This is a genomic window from Atopobacter sp. AH10 (assembly GCF_003664595.1).
In the GTDB taxonomy this organism is placed as follows: domain Bacteria; phylum Bacillota; class Bacilli; order Lactobacillales; family Aerococcaceae; genus Atopobacter.
Genome location: NZ_QXPZ01000006.1, coordinates 31,077 through 52,908, shown reverse-complemented (window position 1 = coordinate 52,908; position 21,832 = coordinate 31,077). Strand labels below are relative to the sequence as shown.

Here is a 21,832-nt window from a genome sequence, read left to right as displayed (position 1 = left end):
TAAGGCTACTTCTCATCATCTGTACAAAAAATCAAGAGTTCATTCATTAATCCTTTCTATCGCAGACATCCTTTGTTTAGGCCTAAAACAAGACTACTAGAAAGGATGCCTGATCGATAGTTAGTGGCGAGGATCCTATTAAGTATCATCAAGCAAAGACTTGACATGACTCAATAAAATTAGAGCCTCACTAAATTCTTATCCTTCTTTACGACGAAGAGTTGATACGCCCAATCCTGTAACCATCGTAGCTGTTGCAACAAGGCCTACTACTTCTCTACCTGCTTCACCAGTTTGTGGCAAAGTAGGAACTGTTGGTTCAACTGCTGTCCTATGAGTTGGCTCAGTTACTTTTACTTCTGGTTTGGTTACCTTTGGAATACGTTTTTCAGGAGTCACTGGTTTTGGATTGTTTGGTGTCCGGTCTTCCGGTGTCACTGGTTTTGGATTGTTTGGTGTCCGATCTTCTGGTGTCACTGGTTTCGGATTGTTTGGTGTCCGATCTTCCGGTGTCACTGGTTTTGGATTATTTGGTGTCCGATCTTCCGGTGTCACTGGTTTTGGATTATTTGGTGTCCGATCTTCCGGTGTCACTGGTTTCGGATTATTTGGCGTCCGATCTTCCGGTGTCACTGGTTTTGGATTGTTTGGTGTCCGATCTTCCGGTGTCACTGGTTTCGGATTGTTTGGTGTCCGGTCTTCTGGTGTCACTGGTTTCGGATTGTTTGGTGTCCGATCTTCTGGTGTCACTGGTTTCGGATTGTTTGGTGTCCGATCTTTTCCTTTAACTTTCAATACAAGGAAAGGATTAGGAGTAGCTGGTTTTGGAGCTGGGCAAACATTAGCGCATGGAAGTTCAATAACCACTTTAGTTCTATCGGTGTAAACCACCACTAACTTCCCATTTCCATTATAAATCTTACTGATCCCTCGACCATCCTTACCATCTTTTCCATCTTTTCCATCACGAACAAAGTGTCGGCTAATTTCCTTACCATAGCCATCTTTTACAATGACCCATAAGCCACTTTCTCCATCCGCATTTTTACCAGGAGTCGTTTCAATAGTAGATGATAATCCATCTTTACCGTCTTTACCATCTTTTCCATCACGGACAAATTCACGGGAAGTTTCATTTCCATCTCCATCATGAATGATAATCCATTGACCACTTTCACCTTTTTCATTCTTACCTGGTTCAACTTTAGCTGTAGGGGTCTTTCCATCCTTGCCATCTCGGATAAATTCACGAACAAGTTCCTTGCCATTCTTATCTTCGATGATCAACCATCTACCTAAGTTTCCTTGGCCATCCTTACCAGGTTCTACACGAACTTTTGGTGCTTCACCATCTTTACCGTCTTTTCCGTCACGACCATGATAGATGACTTGACTCTCAACAGTTCCATCTGGATGTTTCACGGTAATTCTTACACCGATTTCTTTGCCGTCTTTATCGAAGACTTTTTCGGTTGAGACAATAGGAGATTTACCATCTTTACCATCCTTACCGTCTTTACCATCCACTCCATCAGCAACAAAATCACGATCTAATTCTTGACCAGTCGCTCTATCACGAATAACTACCCAAACACCAGTTTTTCCTTTAAATGTACCTGGTTCAGTAGTAGCGGTGATGGATTTACCATCTTTTCCGTCCTTACCATCTTTACCATGCTTAATCAGATGAGTATGTGTTGTCCCATTAGCGTGGTGAATAGTGACTTTTAAGCCATCTTTGGTTTCTTCAGACGAAATGTCTGCTGATTTACCATCGACACCATCCGCAATAAATTCACGATCAATTTCTTTTAGTGTTTCACGATCACGAATCACAAGCCATGCGCCTGCTTTACCCTTATGATCTCCTCTTTCGACAGTAGCGACAATCGATTTACCATCTTTACCGTCTTTTCCGTCCTTACCGTCTTTACCATCTTTACCGTTTTGACCGTCGGCACCTTTTTCACCACGTTCACCGCGATCACCCTTGTCACCTTTTTCACCCTTGTCACCATCTTTGATGACAGTTTCAGTGATAGTGCCATCTGGGTTCTTGATGGTAACAGTGTGTGTCCCGTTACCGTTATTCACTACTTTAGCTTCTGGAGACTTACCGTCTTTACCATCTTTGATCACAGTAGTTGTTTCAGTGTAAGTCACGACACCTGTCTTTTCATCACGATGTGGGGTACGTACAGTTACAGTGTGAGTGCCGTTGCCGTTGTCTTTCACGGTGACTTCTGGTGTTAGACCGTCTTTCCCGTCCTTACCATCTTTACCGTCTTTACCGTTTTGACCGTCGGCACCTTTTTCACCACGTTCACCGCGATCACCCTTGTCACCTTTGTCACCATTTTTACCATCTTTGATGATTGTTTCAGTAACGGTGCCATCTGGGTTCTTGATGGTAACAGTGTGTGTACCATTGCCATTGTTGACTACTTTGGCTTCTGGGGACTTACCGTCTTTACCATCTTTGATCACAGTTGTGGTTTCTGTGTAAGTCACAAGGCCTGTCTTTTCATCACGGTGTGGGGTATGTACAGTTACGGTGTGAGTGCCGTTGCCGTTGTCTTTCACGGTTACTTCTGGCGTTAGGCCGTCTTTCCCGTCCTTACCATCTTTACCGTCTTTACCGTTTTGACCGTCGGCACCTTTCTCACCACGTTCACCCTTGTCACCTTTATCACCCTTAGCGCCATCTTTGATGACAGTTTCAGTAACGGTGCCATCTGGGTTCTTGATGGTGACAGTGTGTGTACCATTGCCATTGTTGACTACTTTGGCTTCTGGAGACTTACCGTCTTTACCATCTTTGATCACAGTAGTTTTTTCAGTGTAAGTCACAACGCCTGTCTTTTCATCACGATGTGGGGTACGTACAGTTACAGTGTGAGTGCCATTACCGTTGTCTTTCACGGTGACTTCTGGTGTTAGACCGTCTTTCCCGTCCTTACCATCTTTACCGTTTTGACCGTCGGCACCTTTTTCACCACGTTCACCGCGATCACCCTTGTCACCTTTTTCACCCTTGTCACCATCTTTACCATCTTTGATGACAGTTTCAGTAACAGTGCCATCTGGGTTCTTGATGGTAACAGTGTGTGTCCCGTTGCCGTTATTCACTACTTTAGCTTCTGGAGACTTACCGTCTTTACCATCTTTGATCACAGTAGTTGTTTCAGTGTAAGTCACGACACCTGTCTTTTCATCACGGTGTGGGGTACGTACAGTTACAGTGTGAGTGCCGTTGCCGTTGTCTTTCACGGTTACTTCTGGTGTTAGACCGTCTTTACCGTCCTTACCATCTTTACCGTCTTTACCGTTTTGACCGTCGGCACCTTTTTCACCACGTTCACCGCGATCACCCTTGTCACCATTTTTACCATCTTTGATGATGGTTTCAGTAACAGTGCCATCTGGATTCTTGATGGTAACAGTGTGGGTTCCGTTGCCGTTATTCACTACTTTAGCTTCTGGAGACTTACCGTCTTTACCATCTTTGATCACAGTAGTTGTTTCAGTGTAAGTCACGACACCTGTCTTTTCATCACGATGTGGGGTACGTACAGTTACAGTGTGAGTGCCGTTGCCGTTGTCTTTCACGGTTACTTCTGGTGTTAGACCGTCTTTACCGTCCTTACCATCTTTACCGTCTTTACCGTTTTGACCGTCGGCACCTTTTTCACCACGTTCACCCTTGTCACCCTTGTCACCTTTGTCACCATTTTTACCATCTTTGATGACAGTTTCAGTAACAGTGCCATCTGGGTTCTTGATGGTAACAGTGTGTGTCCCGTTGCCATTGTTGACTACTTTAGCTTCTGGAGACTTACCGTCTTTACCATCTTTGATCACAGTAGTTGTTTCAGTGTAAGTCACAACGCCTGTCTTTTCATCACGATGTGGGGTACGTACAGTTACAGTGTGTGTTCCATTGCCGTTGTCTTTCACGGTGACTTCTGGTGTTAGACCGTCTTTCCCGTCCTTACCATCTTTACCGTCTTTACCGTTTTGACCGTCGGCACCTTTTTCACCACGTTCACCGCGATCACCCTTGTCACCATTTTTACCATCTTTGATGACAGTTTCAGTAACAGTGCCATCTGGGTTCTTGATGGTAACAGTGTGTGTCCCGTTGCCGTTATTCACTACTTTAGCTTCTGGAGACTTACCGTCTTTACCATCTTTGATCACAGTAGTTGTTTCAGTGTAAGTCACGACACCTGTCTTTTCATCACGGTGTGGGGTACGTACAGTTACAGTGTGAGTGCCGTTGCCGTTGTCTTTCACGGTGACTTCTGGTGTTAGACCGTCTTTCCCGTCCTTACCATCTTTACCGTCTTTACCGTTTTGACCGTCGGCACCTTTTTCACCGCGATCACCCTTGTCACCTTTGTCACCTTTGTCACCATTTTTACCATCTTTGATGATGGTTTCAGTAACAGTGCCATCTGGATTCTTGATGGTAACAGTGTGGGTTCCGTTGCCGTTATTCACTACTTTAGCTTCTGGAGACTTACCGTCTTTACCATCTTTGATCACAGTAGTTGTTTCAGTGTAAGTCACGACACCTGTCTTTTCATCACGGTGTGGGGTACGTACAGTTACGGTGTGAGTGCCGTTGCCGTTGTCTTTCACGGTTACTTCTGGTGTTAGGCCGTCTTTTCCGTCCTTACCATCTTTACCGTCTTTACCGTTTTGACCGTCGGCACCTTTTTCACCACGTTCACCGCGATCACCCTTGTCACCATTTTTACCATCTTTGATGACAGTTTCAGTAACGGTGCCATCTGGGTTCTTGATAGTAACTGTGTGAGTCCCGTTACCGTTATTCACTACTTTGGCTTCTGGAGACTTACCGTCTTTACCATCTTTGATCACAGTAGTTGTTTCAGTATAAGTCACGACACCTGTCTTTTCATCACGGTGTGGGGTACGTACAGTTACGGTGTGAGTGCCATTGCCGTTGTCTTTCACGGTGACTTCTGGTGTTAGACCGTCTTTCCCGTCCTTACCATCTTTACCGTCTTTACCGTTTTGACCGTCGGCACCTTTCTCACCACGTTCACCCTTGTCACCTTTGTCACCATTTTTACCATCTTTGATGACAGTTTCAGTGATAGTTCCATCTGGGTTCTTGATAGTAACAGTGTGAGTGCCATTACCGTTATTCACTACTTTAGCTTCTGGAGACTTACCGTCTTTTCCATCTTTAATCACAGTAGTTGTTTCAGTGTAAGTCACGACACCTGTCTTTTCATCACGGTGTGGGGTACGTACAGTTACAGTGTGAGTGCCGTTGCCGTTGTCTTTCACGGTTACTTCTGGTGTTAGACCGTCTTTCCCGTCCTTACCATCTTTACCGTCTTTACCGTTTTGACCGTCGGCACCTTTTTCACCACGTTCACCGCGATCACCCTTGTCACCATCTTTACCATCTTTGATGATGGTTTCAGTAACGGTGCCATCTGGGTTCTTGATAGTAACTGTGTGAGTCCCGTTACCGTTATTCACTACTTTGGCTTCTGGAGACTTACCGTCTTTACCATCTTTGATCACAGTAGTTGTTTCAGTATAAGTCACGACACCTGTCTTTTCATCACGGTGTGGGGTACGTACAGTTACAGTGTGAGTGCCGTTGCCGTTGTCTTTCACGGTTACTTCTGGTGTTAGACCGTCTTTCCCGTCCTTACCATCTTTACCGTCTTTACCGTTTTGACCGTCGGCACCTTTTTCACCACGTTCACCGCGATCACCCTTGTCACCTTTTTCACCCTTGTCACCATCTTTACCATCTTTGATGATGGTTGTGGTTTCAGTATAAGTGATCTCGCCTGTCTTTTCGTCACGATGTGGCATACGAACAGTAACAGTATGTGTACCATTCTTGTTATCTTTAACGGTAACTTCTGGCGTCAACCCATCCTTGCCATCTTTACCATTCGAACCTTGGTCACCCTTGTCACCTTTATCGCCTTTTTGACCTTTTTCACCACGGTCTCCTTTGTCACCTTTCAGGCCTTGGTCACCCTTGTCACCTTTTGGCCCTTGAGGTCCTCGGTCACCCTTGTCACCTTTTTGTCCATCTAAGCCATCAGGAATAAAGGTTCTTGTCGTTTCACTATCTTCAAAGCGATCCGTATTAGGGTTATAAATTTGAACCGTAACCCAGCTCCCCTTCACTGTTTTACCAGTTTCAGGATGTTTACCTTCACCACGTGTTACTTTCACGATTGGTTTATTTGGTTTTAATGGTTCTTTCGGTTTATCTGGTCCAGGAATGATGACTTTTTCACCGTCACTATAAATAATGGTTACCCCACCATCACTGTTCTTATCCGTTCTCACAATAGATTTGAGGTTAAAGGCGAAAATTTGTGGTCTGGCTTCTTGGATCACTTCACGAGACACTTCACGCCAAAATTGGCCACGCATTTGTTTAAAGTCAGTTGGATTAAAGTTAGGAATATCTTTAGGATTCACATGTTCATATAACACACGAACTCGTTTGTCTTGCCCCTTTTGAATTTCCTTGATTTCCCCTGGTTTAACGTTTTTGTCAAATTGATACTTAGTTTCATAAGACGAATCTTCAACAGTCATTTCATAGTTTTTCAATTTGCGTTGATAAACATAGGTAATTTCTTGTGTCTTACCAGGCTTAAAGAAGCCACTAGCTTCATTACCCTCTGGCGAATAGGTCGGTTCATTCTTTGGATTTTCAGCACGTACAAATGTGTAATGTTCACGATCTTCACGCTTGGTGGTATACTTTTCAGTTTTAAGACCGGTTTGCGGTGATCTAGTCACTAACTCGTCTACACCGATTAAACGCCCATGTTCATCAGTTACTTCGTAGCGATGCTTTTCTACAAACAAGCCCGGAACCTTATCTCCAGTCACTACAGAGTCGCTGAAATTATAACCTAAATATAAACCTTGATAAGCTTCAGATACATTTTGTTTGTTTCGAAGAGACAGAAAAATCTCACTATTATAGTAACCAGCAGCTTTTCCTTTAGGATTTGACACTGTTTTAACAATAAAACGTTTCCCTTGCGCTACATATTTGCCAACGTTCACACGAACCCCTTCTTTATCTGTGTAAGGGTTCAGTTGCAGTTCTTTTACATAGGCAGGATTGATATCTAAACTACCGCTATCTGTAAAAGCTCTATTATCTAAAACTTCGTACACCTTAATATACTCTAAATTATCGGTTTTAGATTCAAACAATATCGTATGATCACCATTAGGCACTTTTTTCCCATCACGGTTGATATGCCAAACTTGAGTTAATCTATATTTATTTGGATTACTTTGATCAACAGAAATACTTTGCCCATGCAAAAGTTTATGCACACCATTATCTTTATTACCGTAATCATAGGAAATCTTTTGCGTATACTTCTTCCCTGCTACTGTAACTGTGATAGGATAAGCTTTATTATTATCTCTAATTGCTTCACGCTTTGGCCAGACAGCTTCCCTCAAATATGCCTTAATATTTCCACGGCTATTAACCCAATTGGTGAATTTATAAACCACTTGGTTACGTTCCACATCATACGTAGGCGTTGCAACAACAGACCCTTCTTTGGTGATTAAATTACTTGTGTTAATCGGAAATTCAAGTCCACCTGGTTGGATAAATTTGCCATAATCAATGACAAAATAATCCCCCTCTTTAACATCTTCAGGTACATCAACAGTAAAATCTAAATACACACTTTGTCCTAAATTAGGATAAACTGGTTTCCTTGGATCTGGCACCTTTAGTGATATCACTGGATTCATTTTCCCAGAAACATCTTTCCCCTTATTCGCCTCAAAAGTTGCATATAGGCTCACTTTATCCAAGAAACGACGACTGTTGGCAAAAGCAATTCCCGCTTTCATCACTTCTTCTTGTAAAGAAGTCCCATTGACAATCTTCCGGAAATCTACAAGAGCTAGAATACCTTCTGCATCCTTATCTCCATAAACTTCTTTCAATTCATTTCTTAAAACAGACTTCGGATCATTAGAAGCCTGTATTTTTTTGGCTAAGCTGTCAAAAGAATTATTACGATCCTCATTAGCTCCACTATAGTATCCAGCAGTAGTAGCAGCAACTGGTCGTAAGTCTCTTGTTTCTAAAGCTGGTGTCCCTACAGGAGCGTTTTCTTTTTCAGTTGGTTGACTAGCAGATTCTTCGTTCACTGAAGCGTCTTTTTCTTCAGATTTAGGGTCGGTTGAAAGAACAGCTTTATCCTCTTCTTTAACTTCTTTTTCTGAAGTCGCAGTAGCTTGTTCTTTATCGCCATTGCTGGCTAACCCATTAGCTCCTTGATCAGCATTATTGATATTGAGCGTATTGGAAGAATTGATTCCTTCTTCATCCGCTTGAACATTAGCAATGGCTGCTTGAGATAAAAACAGCAAGCCCCCAACAGCTACAGAAGCAACCCCCACATTCAATCGTCTAATCCCGTAGCGAGTAACTTTTCTAGAATTTTTTCTTCGAAGTTCTTTTATATTGTTCTTTCCGACCATTCTTTAATCCCCTTTTCATATTTTTGCGAACGATTTTCTGTATATAAATAGCATATTATACGGCTATTTATTATAAATTAATATTCAGTAAAATCAAGTAACGTTTATCGAAAAGCAATTTTTTTTCATGTTCATTTCACCTTGTTATGAATAAAAATGCTTTCTACTAGTTTTTCAAAAAGAGATCAAAAGAACAGCTTAAGAACTTAAAGATTCCTATTATAACAACAAAAATAACATATTAACAAGAGTCTTATCATTCCATTTAAGCACAGTTAAATTGTGAAGAATCCATTTAAATAATGACATCTGTCACTTTTTTTAGAAAACAATTCGTTACAAAAGTAATTTTTTATTTCATAGTTTTAAATACTATTAAATTATCACTTAGACACTCCAACGACCACTAATTGATGAAGATTCTATAAAAAAGATTAATGAAAGTCGTAAATTTTCTTTATTTCTAATCAACCCCAAATTTGGAATCTATTTTTTAGAAAAAAAGTAAACTTTACCTTATCGCTTATGTTGAAAAAACTTTCCCTATAAAAGAAATCACTTACACAAAAAGAAGACAAGTTACCAAAAAAATCGATAACTTGTCCTCATCATATTTTTCAAAAAATATATTCTAGACTAGCCCTCTCGCTAAATCCCCAGCCCAGCAGTTAATGGGGCAAATAGCTGTATGCTCTACATTCCATGTCTCCCACCTCAATAAAGCCTAAACTTTCATAAAAAGCTTTCGTCTTCTCTGTCTTATCCGTCAGCAGATGAATTTGATAGACCCCTTTGAACTCATTTAATGCTTGTTTCATTAGTCGAGTCCCTATCCCTTGGCCTTGATAGTCGGGTAACACCAAAATATCTTGGATAAAAATAATGGAGTAGCCGTCTCCTACTAATCGAATTAAGCCAACAAGCTCCCCCTCTTCAAAGCAAGCTAAAATGTAGAGGGAATGACTGATCGCCTGACGAAGCATCTCTGGATGAGTCGTGTAGTTTGTCCATTGATTGGCCTGATAAAGATGGAGCACCTGATCGAAATCAAGATCCGGATTTGCCACATATTCCATAAAAACACCTCCCATTTGAATAGCTCTTACTATACATCCACGCTTTTCAGTTGGCATCTTCAAAAAAAGTTAGCGCTTACGCTGCCATTCCGAACTCAAAGGCACCAATCCATCATCACTTATTCACACCTCCTATTGTCCATTCCAGTAACTTTTGTTATTCCAAGTCCAAAATATCTCATCCACCATCTAGGGGGGCTTATAGCCAGTTGCCTTTTCATCATATATCCAAACAGTGAGCCTTATCCCAGGGTATGCCTATAGTCATTCTATCACGCTAAGCACATAAGGGCTATAATCACTCAATCAGCCGCCCTATTCGATTAATCTAAGGCAGTAAAATATTGTCAGCATTATTTAATGTATCCAGCAAATAAAAAATGACAAGAATCATTTCGCCATTATTCTGATTTTGGCGTATTAAAATTAATATTGGCGATATTATGAGCTATATTTACTGTAACTCTACAATATTTCAACAATCTTACAAAAGGCAGGCCCTTTTTCTATGGTTGTTTGGAGCTTACACAAGAAATTTTACACTGTCAGTCATCTTGCTCATCAACTTTCCGAGCAATTGTCAAAAAAATACGGTAAAAAAAGCTATTGCTCGTCCTACCCATAGATTGTAACTAGCTATAAGGCAAAACTTACAATAGCTTATTCTATTCCTCTCCCCCTATAACGACGAAACTATTCAGGCATCTTTCCTAAAAAATTCTGAATAATCTCTTCCCCACAAGGCGTCATAATAGATTCCGGATGAAATTGTAGGCCATAAATAGGGAGGCTATTATGCTCCACAGCCATGATTTCGCCATCTTCCGCAGAAGCAATCACCCGTAATTCACTCGGCAGACTTTTTCTATCTGCAGCTAGTGAATGATATCTAGCTACCTTTATTTCACTCGGCAAACCCTTAAATAAAGTAGCTTGCTTGTCAATTTTGATGGTAGAAACTTTCCCATGCATTAATCTTTTCGCATAGGTAATCTCTCCACCGAAAGCTTGACAAATAGCTTGGTGACCTAGACAAACCCCTAAAATAGGTATTTGATATCCTAATGTCTTGATCAAATCTACGATAATTCCAGCGTCCTCACATTTCCCTGGCCCTGGAGAAATAATAATCTTGTCTGGATGAAGTTTTTCCACTTCTTCTAGTGTCAATTCATCATTTCTGATGACTTTAATATCATTTTCATATTTTCCAATTAATTGGTATAAATTATAGGCGAATGAATCGTAATTATCTATCATTAATATCATTTTTCAAATTCCTCAAGATCTTCCAATGCTTTAACTGATGATTTTGCTTTATTAATACACTCTTGGTATTCTTTTTCTGGCTTGGAATCGTAGACTATTCCAGCACCACTTCTCACAAATACTGTCCCATTCTTTTTGAAAATGATCCGTATGCCGATACAAGTTTGCATGTTCCCAGAAAAATCCAGATAGCCAATCGCCCCACCATAGAGGCCTCTTTTGTCTCCTTCCAGTTCAGATATAATCTGGCAGGCTCGAATTTTAGGAGCACCTGACAAAGTCCCCGCTGGTAAAACTGCACTTATGGCATCCAAGCCATCATATTGGTCGTCAATTCTCCCACTAACCACAGAACCAATGTGCATCACATGTGAAAATTTCTCTATGGTATGCAGCTTATCGACTTTCACCGTGCCAAATTGGCATATCTTCCCTAAATCATTTCGTCCAAGATCCACCAACATATTATGTTCAGCAATTTCTTTCTCATCGCTCAATAAATCTTTTATCAAAGCCTCATCCTCTTTGTCATTTTTCCCTCTCGGCCTCGTCCCAGCCAATGGGAAAGTATAGAGTTTATCGTCCACTAACTTCACTAAAGTTTCTGGACTGGCTCCGGCAATTTCAATATCCGTCCCGCAAAAATAAAACATATAGGGCGACGGATTAATACTTCTTAATTTCCGATAAGCATTTACAAGAGAACCCTTGAAACCTGCATAGAGCACATTCGATAGGACAACTTGGAAAATATCACCTTCGTATATATATTTTTTGGCTTTCTCAACCATCTGGCAAAATTCTTTTTTCTGAAATAAACTTTTCCATTGCCCTATAATATGGCCATTATCAACGACTTCTTCATTTTTAACTAACAAGTCTCTGATCTCTTTAAATTCCTCTATCGCTTGATTATAGGAAGTCTCAAGGTCTTTCAGTGATACATTAATGATTATAATAATTTTATTGCGATAATGATCAAAGGCTATCACCTTGTCAAACAACATCAATTCTAAATCCTTGAATTGATAGTCATCCGACACATCCCTAATGACGGTATTTTCGGCATACTTGTAATAATCGAAGGAAAAATAACCGACCAAGCCCCCAGTAAATGGTGGGAGTTCTTCAAGTTTTGGGGCTTTATAGTCTTGCAGTATTCGCCTTAATTCTGCATTAGGATCATTTGTTTCAATCGTTTTTTCACCTATCTGCATCAGATTATTTCTTAAACTAATTTCAAGTTTAGGACGATAACCAAGGAAGGAATATCTCGCCCAAATATTATTTTTAGTAACAGATTCTAACAGATAAGCCTTTTTAGAATGCTTTTTTAGCGTTTTAAGAAGTTTTATCGGTGTCGTGCAATCTCCTACCACTTCCATTGATAGGGGGAAGACATCAAAATTCCCCCTTTTACATATACTTCTTATTTCTTCAATCGTATGCGAAATATTCATTTTTACCCTCCTTTAATTTCCAACCATTCCTGCATAAAAAAAGTCCCTGACAGACAAACTATCTGTCAAGGACGAATAAGCCATATTCGTGGTGCCACCTTGTTTTGATGGTAAAACGAATCTCCTTCAGAGATCCTACCATCCTCTCTATCAGGGTACTAACATACCCCTAGCAACTGACGTATGCACACGTCGCAGAATACTCAGAAAAACTTTTCACTGCGCCCTCAGCGGTCCATTTAATAATCTGTTTCTAGTCTAATCTCAGCCACTTAGACTCTCTGTATAGGCATAATTATTTTTATCTCCGCTTCATCGGTTTAATATATCTTATTAAATTTGTTTAGAATTTTAACACCCTATTTATTTAAAGTCAATAGCTATTTCAACTTATCTCACTTTGCTTTTTACATCCTATTTCAAGTTGAGCCCATCCTTTTCCCTAGACTTTTTATTGTAGGATATCCCATTCACCTAGACTAGTCAGTTGTTATCGCACACAATTGACTATCCGCGACTTTTTATTGTAGGATATCCCATTCGCCTATAGTAGTCAGTTGTTATCGCACACGATTGACTATCCGTTTAAGCTAATAAGATATAGTAGAGCTAGAGAAAATAGATTCCTACTAACCTTAGAATCTTGCCAGTCCCATCCTCTCTTCATCTCAAGCTACAAATCTCTCAGATTTTCAAGCCAAGTGGTTTCTCTGATAATAACTACTTTGTTTAAATGTAGCTAAATCCCGATAAATATGAACTTTCTTATTTTCAACAACGATAAACATGGAATAAAGAGGTAAGTTTTCTTCATGAAGAATATGACTCGTTAAGACCAAAAGATGGGTCTGATGGAGTAAATAACTTTCTATCCTTTCAGACTGTTTACTACTTAAACCTTGAAAAGGTTCATCCAATAACAAATTTTCCCCATGATTAACGAGCCTAGCCAGATTGATACGCTTAGCTTGCCCACCGGATATATTTTCCCCTTGATAGGCAATAGTATGAGGGAATTGATCTTGAATATCAAAGACATTTTTTAGCTTTTCATCTATCTTTTTATCTGAAAAGAAAATATTAAAATTCAAAGAATCCTTGAAAACACAATCCTTTTGATAGCCCAAAAGAAGATTGGCATCTTCTGGTTGTCGCTTATATTCTCCATCAGTAAGCGATAAATTGCCTCGAATAAGATTCAATAAAACGCTCTTTCCAGCCCCACTTTCCCCGACAACTAAAACTTTATCATAGGGCTTTAATTCCATATTGATATCTTGGAGAATCAGCTGATCTTTAAGAACCATCTTGCCTTCTTTAATCAAAATCCCCTGTAAAGCTGCTTGTTCTTTCTCAGGCAATTGCTCATCAGCTTTTATAATCCTTTCCAGTTTACCTCTTATGGTCTTAACTGAATTAAATTGATTATAAATATTAATCGATAATTTAAGCGGTGTAATGATGCGATCGGAAGCAAAAAATACAGCTACTAAATTAGCCAGACTAGCCTGTTGATGAATGACCCAAAACCCTCCAATAGCTAAAGGTAATACACAACATAGAACGGAAATGGTGCCCACACTAAATAGCGATAAGGATTGTAGATTATGCAAATCCAAAAAGGCTTTTTCGCTGCCTAAAATAGTTTTCATCATTCGACTGAGAAAGACTTCTTCTTGATGAAATTCTTTGATCTCTTCTGCTCCCTCAACAGTTTCATTCATTCTTTCCGTATAATCTTGGTTGCAATCAGTCCAGTGATCTGTTTTCTTGGCCAATGGCTTTTTAAAGATCATTGGCACTATAGAGGGAACTAATGAAAAAGCTAAAAACACAAGTGCCAATACCGGATCAAGTAAGAGACTATAGATAAAAGCTGTAGTTGCATAAGAGATATACAAATAAAAGTCAAAGAATGGGAAAAGATAATTTGTTTCTAATAATTTCATGTCATTCAACATAAAAGACAGTGTTTCTTTTTTGATATTGGCTTGTGTTTCAGGATCAAAAGGCTGTACCAAAAAATGCCGAACGATTTTTTCCTTCAAAAAAAGATTAGCATCAAAAGCAAATCGATATTTCATGAGATTATACACATAATTAGATATACCAACAAGCGCATAAACTATGAGTATCTTTTCAATTAAGGCCAAAAATGCTTTCTCATTTGCTTGGTGGGTAAGTTCGATTAAATTTTTAAATAAATCGGCAATTACCACCCCATCTAGAGACGCTAAAACAAGTACAATAGACATTAATAGATATTTTGGCTTACTCCATACTCTATTTATCATAATGATCACCACAGACTGGACAGTCTTCCTTTTTCCTAAAGTTATTCCAATGCAAAGTAAGGTCGCTTAAATTGATAACAACCGTCTGATTTAACAATTTACTTTCTCCGCTTCGAACAATATTAGTTTCTTTATTATATAATACACGAAGAAATGGTTTCAGTTGATAATACATCGAATAGCCTCCTTATTATAGAAAGCCTGGTTATCGAATATATCATCAATACGAGGCTTCTCTATAGTTGATAAACTAGCAATTTTGGTCATAGTGACAAATAACCGGAGTGTCTTTACTTGATGCTACTTTTGTGACTTTTTTAATCATCACTAACCCTCCCCTCTTCAAAACTAAATATTATTATACTCGCAAAAAAAAAAAAAAAAGATGTCAATTATCGTTTATTTTTCCATCCTCCTTAATTACTGAACTGTTACTGGAACAAGCGCAAATACTCTGGCTGGAAAACTTGGTGCTTGGACGCCTTTAGCTAGAGCTACCACTATCACTGCCCCTTTGGTTGGAACCGCCCTTAAATTATTTAAGACTTCCACTTGATAGCAATCTTGATCTAACCAGTAAAATTCACCATCTAAAGCTTGGGTTTCATGATAAATAATCCCAGAATCTGTATCTAAAGTTTCATTGCCGATTGTTTTTACTTGACGTTCATGAGCTAAGAATTCCAATGCCTCCACCGTCCAACCTTATGAAAAAAAGACTAGAATTGGTAGCTGTAGTCACCACATCCTAGTCCTTTTTGATTAAATTACATTATGCCCACTGACTATGCCAAATGTACCCATGCCAAGAAATAAAAAGCCGCTAAAGATACTTATTACTAGACTCCTGTGCGTTCCTGTGACTCATTCAAATTTATTCATTAAATTTGTCATGATAAACTCTGTCAAAAAACCATTGCAAATTTATTAATGGTTTTGTTTGGACATCAATCACCGGTTTTAACATACTATATAGAGTGTTTTTATATTCTTCCCCTTCATTTTTTTGTAAAATCTATTTCCTGTATGGATTCTGAAGTATTATACATTTTTATAGCATTAAACCCGCTGTCAAATTCAACTATTGTCCTTGCTTTTATGTTATCAAATAAATATCCTTTTTTCCCGTTTTTATTTGCTGTCGTTAGAAAACCTGCCTGGTTTTTCTTATCACTATATATTTTTATTGTAGATTTTCCCTCACCTTCATACTTTATTTCTTTTATTTCTGGTTTATATATCCAAGCTAAGTTGTCAACTAGCATCATCAGTACTGGCTCGGTGCCTTCCTTATGAGGTGTTTTTTTTGCATAATATACAGAATTTGATTTTAAATTATAATAGCCATATCCAATCAATCCTACTAGCAAAATATTTATCATTATGCTCCTTAAGCAAAATTGTTTTTTCATTTACTTCTCCCTTTATCGCCATTATCTCTTTAATTTTTTACAATAAATTATCCTATGTTTAACAACCTTTGTTAAAGGTTTAACTATATTGCTAGGATAACTATCCACATCATTTTGCTAATAGATCTAATCCTCTTGGAACTATTTTTCATCTTACTTACTTAATTACTGAACTGTTTCTGGAACAAGCGCAAATACTCTGGCGGGAAAACTTGGGGCTTGGACGACTTTAGCGGGAGCTACCACTATCACTGCCCCTTTGGTTGGAACAGCCCTTAAATTATTTAAGACTTCCACTTGATAGCGGTCTTGATCTAACCAGTAAAATTCACCATCTAAAGCTTGGGTTTTATGATAAATAATCCCAGGATCTGTGTCTAAAGTTTCATGGCCGATTGCTTTTACTTGACGTTCATGTGCTAAGAATTCCAATGCCTCCACCGTCCAACCTGGTGTATGAGCTATGCCTTTTTCGTCAATATTATAGTAAGCTTTTGGGTCTGAAAACTTCTCCGACCAGCCACTAGAAAAAGCAACGAATGAGCCAGATGGGATTTCCCCATGCTCTTTTTCATAGGCAAGAATAGTCGCTTTATCTACCCCGAAATCTGGGTTTTTAGCGACTTCTTCCTCCAAATGAAGGACATATAAAGGAAGGATTAGCTCTTCTAAACTGATCTTCTCTAAAAGACGTTTGCCTTTTGAAAAATGCCCTGGTGTATCAATATGGGTAGAGTAAGCCGTTGGGAGTGTGTATTCTTTCGCCAAGAATCCGTCTTTTTCAATCGTATAGAGCGTCTTTTCTTTTAGAGGGTCAAAGGCGTGAAAATGTGGGATTTCGGAGTGAATGGCGTGTGTTAAATCAATACGTTTAGCTGTTAAAATATCAATAGATGCTTGTGTCATGAAAAAAACTTCCTTTCTTATTTGAAATGAATAATGGTACTAGCGTTCGATAAAAAAACTACTGCAGGTCGAAAAGGATAGCCCTATATGTTGTCGAGTTTTCCTACAGTTCTTATCTGTTAAAGCTTGTCTTAATAAAACTATTCCCTTACCTCTTTTGCTTTTTATATCAATGATCCTTGTATATTCTCCCTTAATGCTATCCCTCCTCCAATTCATTTCATTTTTCTAACAAAAAAAAAAAAAAAGCCCCTTGCAAATCTGCAAAGGGACGAAGAATCTCCGTGGTACCACCCAAATTTACACTCATTTAAGTTATGAGTGCCTCAACAGCGCCAAGAGGAGTCTTCCTCATGAGGCTTGGCAGGGTATCGGCTGCATCCGTTTGGTTAGCGTAAACCAACCAATCACTCAGAGCTCATCTTCATTACTTTGAATGTCTACCCTTTCTCAGCAAGCGGGCTCTCTTTAAGACTTCTCCATAACTACTCTTCTCTTCTACGTGTTTTGTTATGAAAACAAGAAATGTTTATATTGATGATTAATTTAAACCTTTTCTAGAACAATGTCAAGACCTACTATAAATCATATTCATGACAATAAAATATTTTCTCTTATCGAAGAAGGTCTTATATTAAATAATGCCACATTTAACATATCAGCTTCACTGGCATACTTAAACGACAATTGATCCTTGGTCAAATCCTTTAACAAATATCCCAATAGCGTTGGTTGTTTTTTGCCACTTTTGTGGGGATAAAGTAAAAGCATTACTAGCTGCTTCTTGTAAATACCCCTCGAATTCGAGGGGGTTAAAATTTGGATTATTTAACTGCTCCCATATCCCTAAATATTCAATCGTATTATAATTCCTCATCCAATTAGCTACAACGACATTAGGCTCTTCCTTGTTTTTGTATCTGGCTATATCTGTGAGGCTAATATAATCATTATTAAAATCTTCAGTATAGACTTGAATATTAAATCCCTTATTCCTTCAAGTAACTTTTACGTAAAAGAAGCAGGCTACTCACTAAATTTACTTGCAGGCTAATGCGGGTAGAATGAGGTGTTTTAGGCCTATTCACTTTCTAATGACTTGATATTTTAAAAGTAAAAAAGAAGCTAAGCAGGATTTATGACTTAGCTTCTTTCTATTATCTTATAAGAGAGCTAGATGGCAAACGAACTCACATGCTCTAGTTCCGAACTGTCACAGGTCATTCAATCACTCAAGACAAACTAGCTTCAAGCATTTGACGATAGTCTTCTGAACTTGCCATCAGTTCTTTATCCGTGCCACTAGCGACCACCTTACCCTCTTGCAATAAGATAATCTTGTCAGCATTTCTAATCGTTCGCAATCGATGAGCAATAATGAGAACAGTCTTTTCCTTGACTAAATCCGACAAAGCAGCTTGAATCAAGCTTTCATTTTCCACATCCAAAGAAGCTGTTGCCTCATCTAAAAGGATAATCGGTGCATCCTTAAGAATGGCTCTAGCAATAGAAATACGTTGACGTTCACCACCAGATAGTTTTTGCCCATTTTCCCCAATGACTGTATCTATCCCCTCAGGCAACTCTTCAATAAACTCTGTGCAGCGAGCGACCTTAGCCGCTTGCCAAATTTCTTCATCCGTCGCTCCTTTTTTCCCTATCTTGATATTTTCCTTGATGCTGGTATTAAACAAGATGACATCTTGAAAGACAATAGAGAAATTTTTCAGCAAAACTTCCGGATCAACCTGATGAATATCAACACCCCCGAGTAAAATTTTACCCTGCTGAATATCCCAGAAGCGAGCCGCTAACTTAGCCAATGTTGTTTTCCCACTTCCAGATGGGCCAATTAAAGCCGTCACCTCTCCCTGTTTAGCCAGGAAGCTGACATCATTAATCACTGAATAATCCTCGTAGCCAAAAACAACATGATTGAATTCAATATCATAATTCTGAACTTCTAAACTTTGGGAGCCTTCTTGTATAGGCAAAGTTTTAATTTCCTTTATGCGTTTGACCACACTATCCAGCATATCAATCATCCCCATAAAACTGAGAATATTTTGGACTGGTAAATAAATACTAGCAGTCATCACGAGGAAAATGACATAAGTAAACATATCAACTTGTTTCTCTTGTAATAAATTAGCTCCAACAAGAGCCACACTCACAATGCCTAATCTTAATAGCATAACGGCTATCGAAAGAGTTGCCCCACTAGCCATTTCAGCATTTATCTTGGCCTTCGTATTAGAATTAACAACATTACTAAATTGATCGGCTCTTTCTTTTTCAAAAGAATACGCCTTGATTTCTTGTATTTGTTCGATATTTTCTTGCATGACATCAATAACTTGCCTATTATTTTTCACAAAGCTATCATTTGCCTTTGTCCGTAAAAACTTAGATAGGTTAAAGAAGAGCAAGGAAACTGGAATCACCCATATCGCCGATACAGCTAACCGCCAATTATACAGGAATAACATCAAGAAAATCAGGCAAGTCGATAAGGCTGTAGCATAAATATGTGGGACAGCATGCGAGAAAATTTCCTCATAAGTCCCAATATCCGACATCATGCTCGTCGCTAAATCAGAAGCCGAATGCTTGTCAAAGTAAGAGAGGGGCAACTTTTTTAAACGGTTAGCCATTTCAATACGTGAATTCGCACTCTCTTCATAAACATTGATATAGAGATGTCGATAATTAAACCGTGCCACTAAAAACATGAGGACGAACATCACGGCAATACAAGAGATGTAGGTCGCTAAATTTAATGATAAGCCATAGTCGCTTTCTAAATATTGCCCAATAAAGACAAAAGCTATAAAAGGAGGGCAAAGTTTGGTTAAATTGAGTAAAGTACGGGAGAGAATAGCTTTTTTGAGATTCTTGGCTCCCTTTTCACTCATGGCGTATCTTCTCATGAAATAGTTAATCATTTTTCCCTCCTATTTCCCACTTGCAACTTTCTTGATACTCTTTCCACATCTTGGCATAAAGGCCTTCTTTTGCTAATAATTCTTCATGCCGGCCTGCTTCTACAATCTGTCCCTTTTCAACCACTAATATGCGATCCACATCCACCACTGATGATAAACGATGAGCGATCATAAGGGTCGTTTTATTTTTCGCCAAGCGATGCAAGGCTTTGATAATTTGCTTTTCATTTTCTGGATCAGCAAAAGCGGTCGCTTCGTCTAAAATAAGATAGTCGGGATTTTTTAAAAAAGCTCGAGCGAGAACTAGACGTTGCGCTTCCCCACCTGATAAGTAAGTACCCTTGCTACCATAAATTGTTTCAAGGCCTTGAGGGAGACTGGTAATAATCTCACTTGCTCCCGCCTCTTTCAAAGCGGTCTCCAAGTCCTCATCACTAGCATTAGTCTTGCCCATTAAAAGATTAGCTCTTAGACTTTGTTTGAAGAGCTTGGCATTTTGAAAGACCATAGCTATATTTGCCATCAAGCTTGCTTTCGTGTAATCCTTAATATCCTTACCAGCGATAAAAACATTCCCATCTTGAGGATCATAGAAACGAGCAGCCAACTTTGCTATCGTACTTTTTCCCCCGCCAGAAGCACCGACTAAAGCCACTGTTTCCCCTTTATTAACCTTAAAGGATACATGGTCTAAAATTTTCTCCTCAGCATAAGAGAAAGAAACATTTCTAAACTCTAAAGCACCCGATGCTAGTTCTGTTTCGCTTCCTTCCGACATTTCAGGATAATCTAAAGCTTCCTCTATTTTATCTAAGCCTTGACTAGCAAAATACATATATTGCGAGATCGTGGCATTACGCATGACAAATATCCCAAAAATTGGTCCAATTAATAGATAGATAATCGTATGAACGATGATTTTATTCGGGTCATCCCCGTACAAGATGAGCAGAATGGCAACGGGAACCAAGAAAAAGGCTGTAGCTTCAGTAACAGCTTCATACAAGGCCATCTTATTTTGCCAACCCAAAGCCATTTTTAAGACGCTAGACTTCATGGTCATGATTGTTTGATATAATTGACGAAAGCTAAGTACACTTTGCCCAAATACCTTAACGACAGGTATCCCACGCACGTACTCGATCGATTCTGCAGAAAGATTATTCAAATTGCCGTAGTAAGCCTCTCGATCAGCCTTCCCCTGTTCTGTCATCATTGTCGCCATAAAGGCCATCCCTACAGAAATAGGTAGTAAGCAAACCAGACCTAAACGCCAATCAAAGTGAAATAAAAAAATGACAATAACAATAGGCGAAATCATCGCTGAAGCCATATCTGGTAATTGGTGGGCTAAAATACTATGCGTTTCCCCTGCACCTGTTATGATAATATTTCTTAACTTACCACTTTCTTTATCCTCGAAATAACCAAGTGGCATCTCTAACAGCTTTTCCATAGAACTGTTCACAATATTTTCTTCCACTTCAAAAGCAAAAATATGAGAAGAAAGGGTCGCTAGGGCATAGAGCAGTAAGCCCAACATAGGTAAGAGAGCGGCATAAAGAGCGTTAGTCTTTAGAAGGTCAAAATTGGGGCTTCCAGTTAAAATAAGCTCTTTAATGATTCTATGGATATAAACCATTGGTAAAAGTAATAAAACACCTGACAAAGCAGATAAAAGCATGGCTAAAAAGAGAAAGATTTTTTTATCTTGTCCATACTTCATCAACCTTTTGAGAGTAGATTGTTTCTTTTGAGTCAAAAAATCCACATCCTTTCTATATTGATTATTGATTTATTATTGATTGACTGAGAATCATTCTCATATGCTGGCAAATAAAAAAGCTTTTCTACAGGCAAATAATTTCAAGAATACATTATTTGTTTATTGCAATCAGGAGAAACTACTAGGGAGCTTTATTCCCAAAA

Annotated in this window: 11 protein-coding genes, 1 pseudogene and 2 other annotated features; all 12 genes and pseudogenes read right to left on the bottom strand. The window is 39.0% G+C overall.

Annotation, left to right across the window (positions count from 1 at the left end; genetic code table 11):
- Nucleotides 1-198: 198 nt before the first annotated feature.
- The gene (locus tag D3H64_RS01985; protein WP_121564337.1) at nt 199-8,541 is read right to left on the bottom strand and encodes an Ig-like domain-containing protein; all 8,343 of its coding nucleotides are present in this window, start codon (nt 8,539-8,541) and stop codon (nt 199-201) included.
- 668 nt (nt 8,542-9,209) lie between these two features.
- The gene (locus D3H64_RS01980) at nt 9,210-9,617 is read right to left on the bottom strand and encodes a GNAT family N-acetyltransferase (protein ID WP_121564335.1); all 408 of its coding nucleotides are present in this window, start codon (nt 9,615-9,617) and stop codon (nt 9,210-9,212) included.
- A 693-nt stretch (nt 9,618-10,310) separates the two neighbouring features.
- On the bottom strand, nt 10,311-10,886 hold the full coding sequence (locus tag D3H64_RS01975; protein WP_121564333.1) for an aminodeoxychorismate/anthranilate synthase component II: 576 nt from the start codon (nt 10,884-10,886) through the stop codon (nt 10,311-10,313).
- Nucleotides 10,883-12,346 carry an anthranilate synthase component I family protein gene (locus tag D3H64_RS01970; protein WP_121564331.1) on the bottom strand — a complete coding sequence of 488 codons (1,464 nt, stop codon included), beginning with the start codon at nt 12,344-12,346 and terminating at the stop codon, nt 10,883-10,885. Before D3H64_RS01970 ends, D3H64_RS01975 begins: the two co-directional genes overlap by 4 nt.
- A gap of 64 nt (nt 12,347-12,410) precedes the next feature.
- Nucleotides 12,411-12,671: a binding site (T-box leader), on the bottom strand.
- A gap of 367 nt (nt 12,672-13,038) precedes the next feature.
- Nucleotides 13,039-14,640 (bottom strand): ABC transporter ATP-binding protein, encoded by a 1,602-nt coding sequence (locus D3H64_RS01965; protein ID WP_121564329.1) that lies wholly within the window; start codon nt 14,638-14,640, stop codon nt 13,039-13,041.
- Nucleotides 14,630-14,815, bottom strand: a complete 186-nt coding sequence (locus tag D3H64_RS01960; RefSeq protein WP_121564326.1) for a hypothetical protein — start codon at nt 14,813-14,815, stop codon at nt 14,630-14,632. The genes D3H64_RS01965 and D3H64_RS01960 overlap by 11 nt, the downstream gene beginning before the upstream one ends.
- A gap of 245 nt (nt 14,816-15,060) precedes the next feature.
- Nucleotides 15,061-15,336 carry a hypothetical protein gene (locus tag D3H64_RS01955; protein WP_147429885.1) on the bottom strand — a complete coding sequence of 92 codons (276 nt, stop codon included), beginning with the start codon at nt 15,334-15,336 and terminating at the stop codon, nt 15,061-15,063.
- 302 nt (nt 15,337-15,638) lie between these two features.
- Entirely contained in the window at nt 15,639-16,052 is a 414-nt protein-coding gene (locus tag D3H64_RS01950) for a hypothetical protein (RefSeq protein WP_121564323.1), read from the bottom strand.
- 165 nt (nt 16,053-16,217) lie between these two features.
- Entirely contained in the window at nt 16,218-16,958 is a 741-nt protein-coding gene (locus D3H64_RS01945) for a cyclase family protein (RefSeq protein WP_121564322.1), read from the bottom strand.
- Between the two features lie 264 nt (nt 16,959-17,222).
- Nucleotides 17,223-17,468: a binding site (T-box leader), on the bottom strand.
- 99 nt (nt 17,469-17,567) lie between these two features.
- Nucleotides 17,568-17,937: pseudogene (locus tag D3H64_RS10370) on the bottom strand (KilA-N domain-containing protein); the annotation flags it as partial.
- A gap of 253 nt (nt 17,938-18,190) precedes the next feature.
- The gene (locus D3H64_RS01935) at nt 18,191-19,903 is read right to left on the bottom strand and encodes an ABC transporter ATP-binding protein (protein WP_121564318.1); all 1,713 of its coding nucleotides are present in this window, start codon (nt 19,901-19,903) and stop codon (nt 18,191-18,193) included.
- On the bottom strand, nt 19,896-21,674 hold the full coding sequence (locus tag D3H64_RS01930) for an ABC transporter ATP-binding protein (RefSeq protein WP_233554863.1): 1,779 nt from the start codon (nt 21,672-21,674) through the stop codon (nt 19,896-19,898). Before D3H64_RS01930 ends, D3H64_RS01935 begins: the two co-directional genes overlap by 8 nt.
- Nucleotides 21,675-21,832: the final 158 nt, after the last annotated feature.

Coding starts and splice junctions, on each gene's coding strand:
- D3H64_RS01935 (WP_121564318.1), bottom strand. CDS start 19,903: ATGATTAACTATTTCATGAGAAGATACGCCATGAGTGAAAAGGGAGCC.
- D3H64_RS01985 (WP_121564337.1), bottom strand. CDS start 8,541: ATGGTCGGAAAGAACAATATAAAAGAACTTCGAAGAAAAAATTCTAGA.
- D3H64_RS01950 (WP_121564323.1), bottom strand. CDS start 16,052: ATGAAAAAACAATTTTGCTTAAGGAGCATAATGATAAATATTTTGCTA.
- D3H64_RS01960 (WP_121564326.1), bottom strand. CDS start 14,815: ATGTATTATCAACTGAAACCATTTCTTCGTGTATTATATAATAAAGAA.
- D3H64_RS01975 (WP_121564333.1), bottom strand. CDS start 10,886: ATGATATTAATGATAGATAATTACGATTCATTCGCCTATAATTTATAC.
- D3H64_RS01970 (WP_121564331.1), bottom strand. CDS start 12,346: ATGAATATTTCGCATACGATTGAAGAAATAAGAAGTATATGTAAAAGG.
- D3H64_RS01945 (WP_121564322.1), bottom strand. CDS start 16,958: ATGACACAAGCATCTATTGATATTTTAACAGCTAAACGTATTGATTTA.
- D3H64_RS01965 (WP_121564329.1), bottom strand. CDS start 14,640: ATGATAAATAGAGTATGGAGTAAGCCAAAATATCTATTAATGTCTATT.
- D3H64_RS01980 (WP_121564335.1), bottom strand. CDS start 9,617: ATGGAATATGTGGCAAATCCGGATCTTGATTTCGATCAGGTGCTCCAT.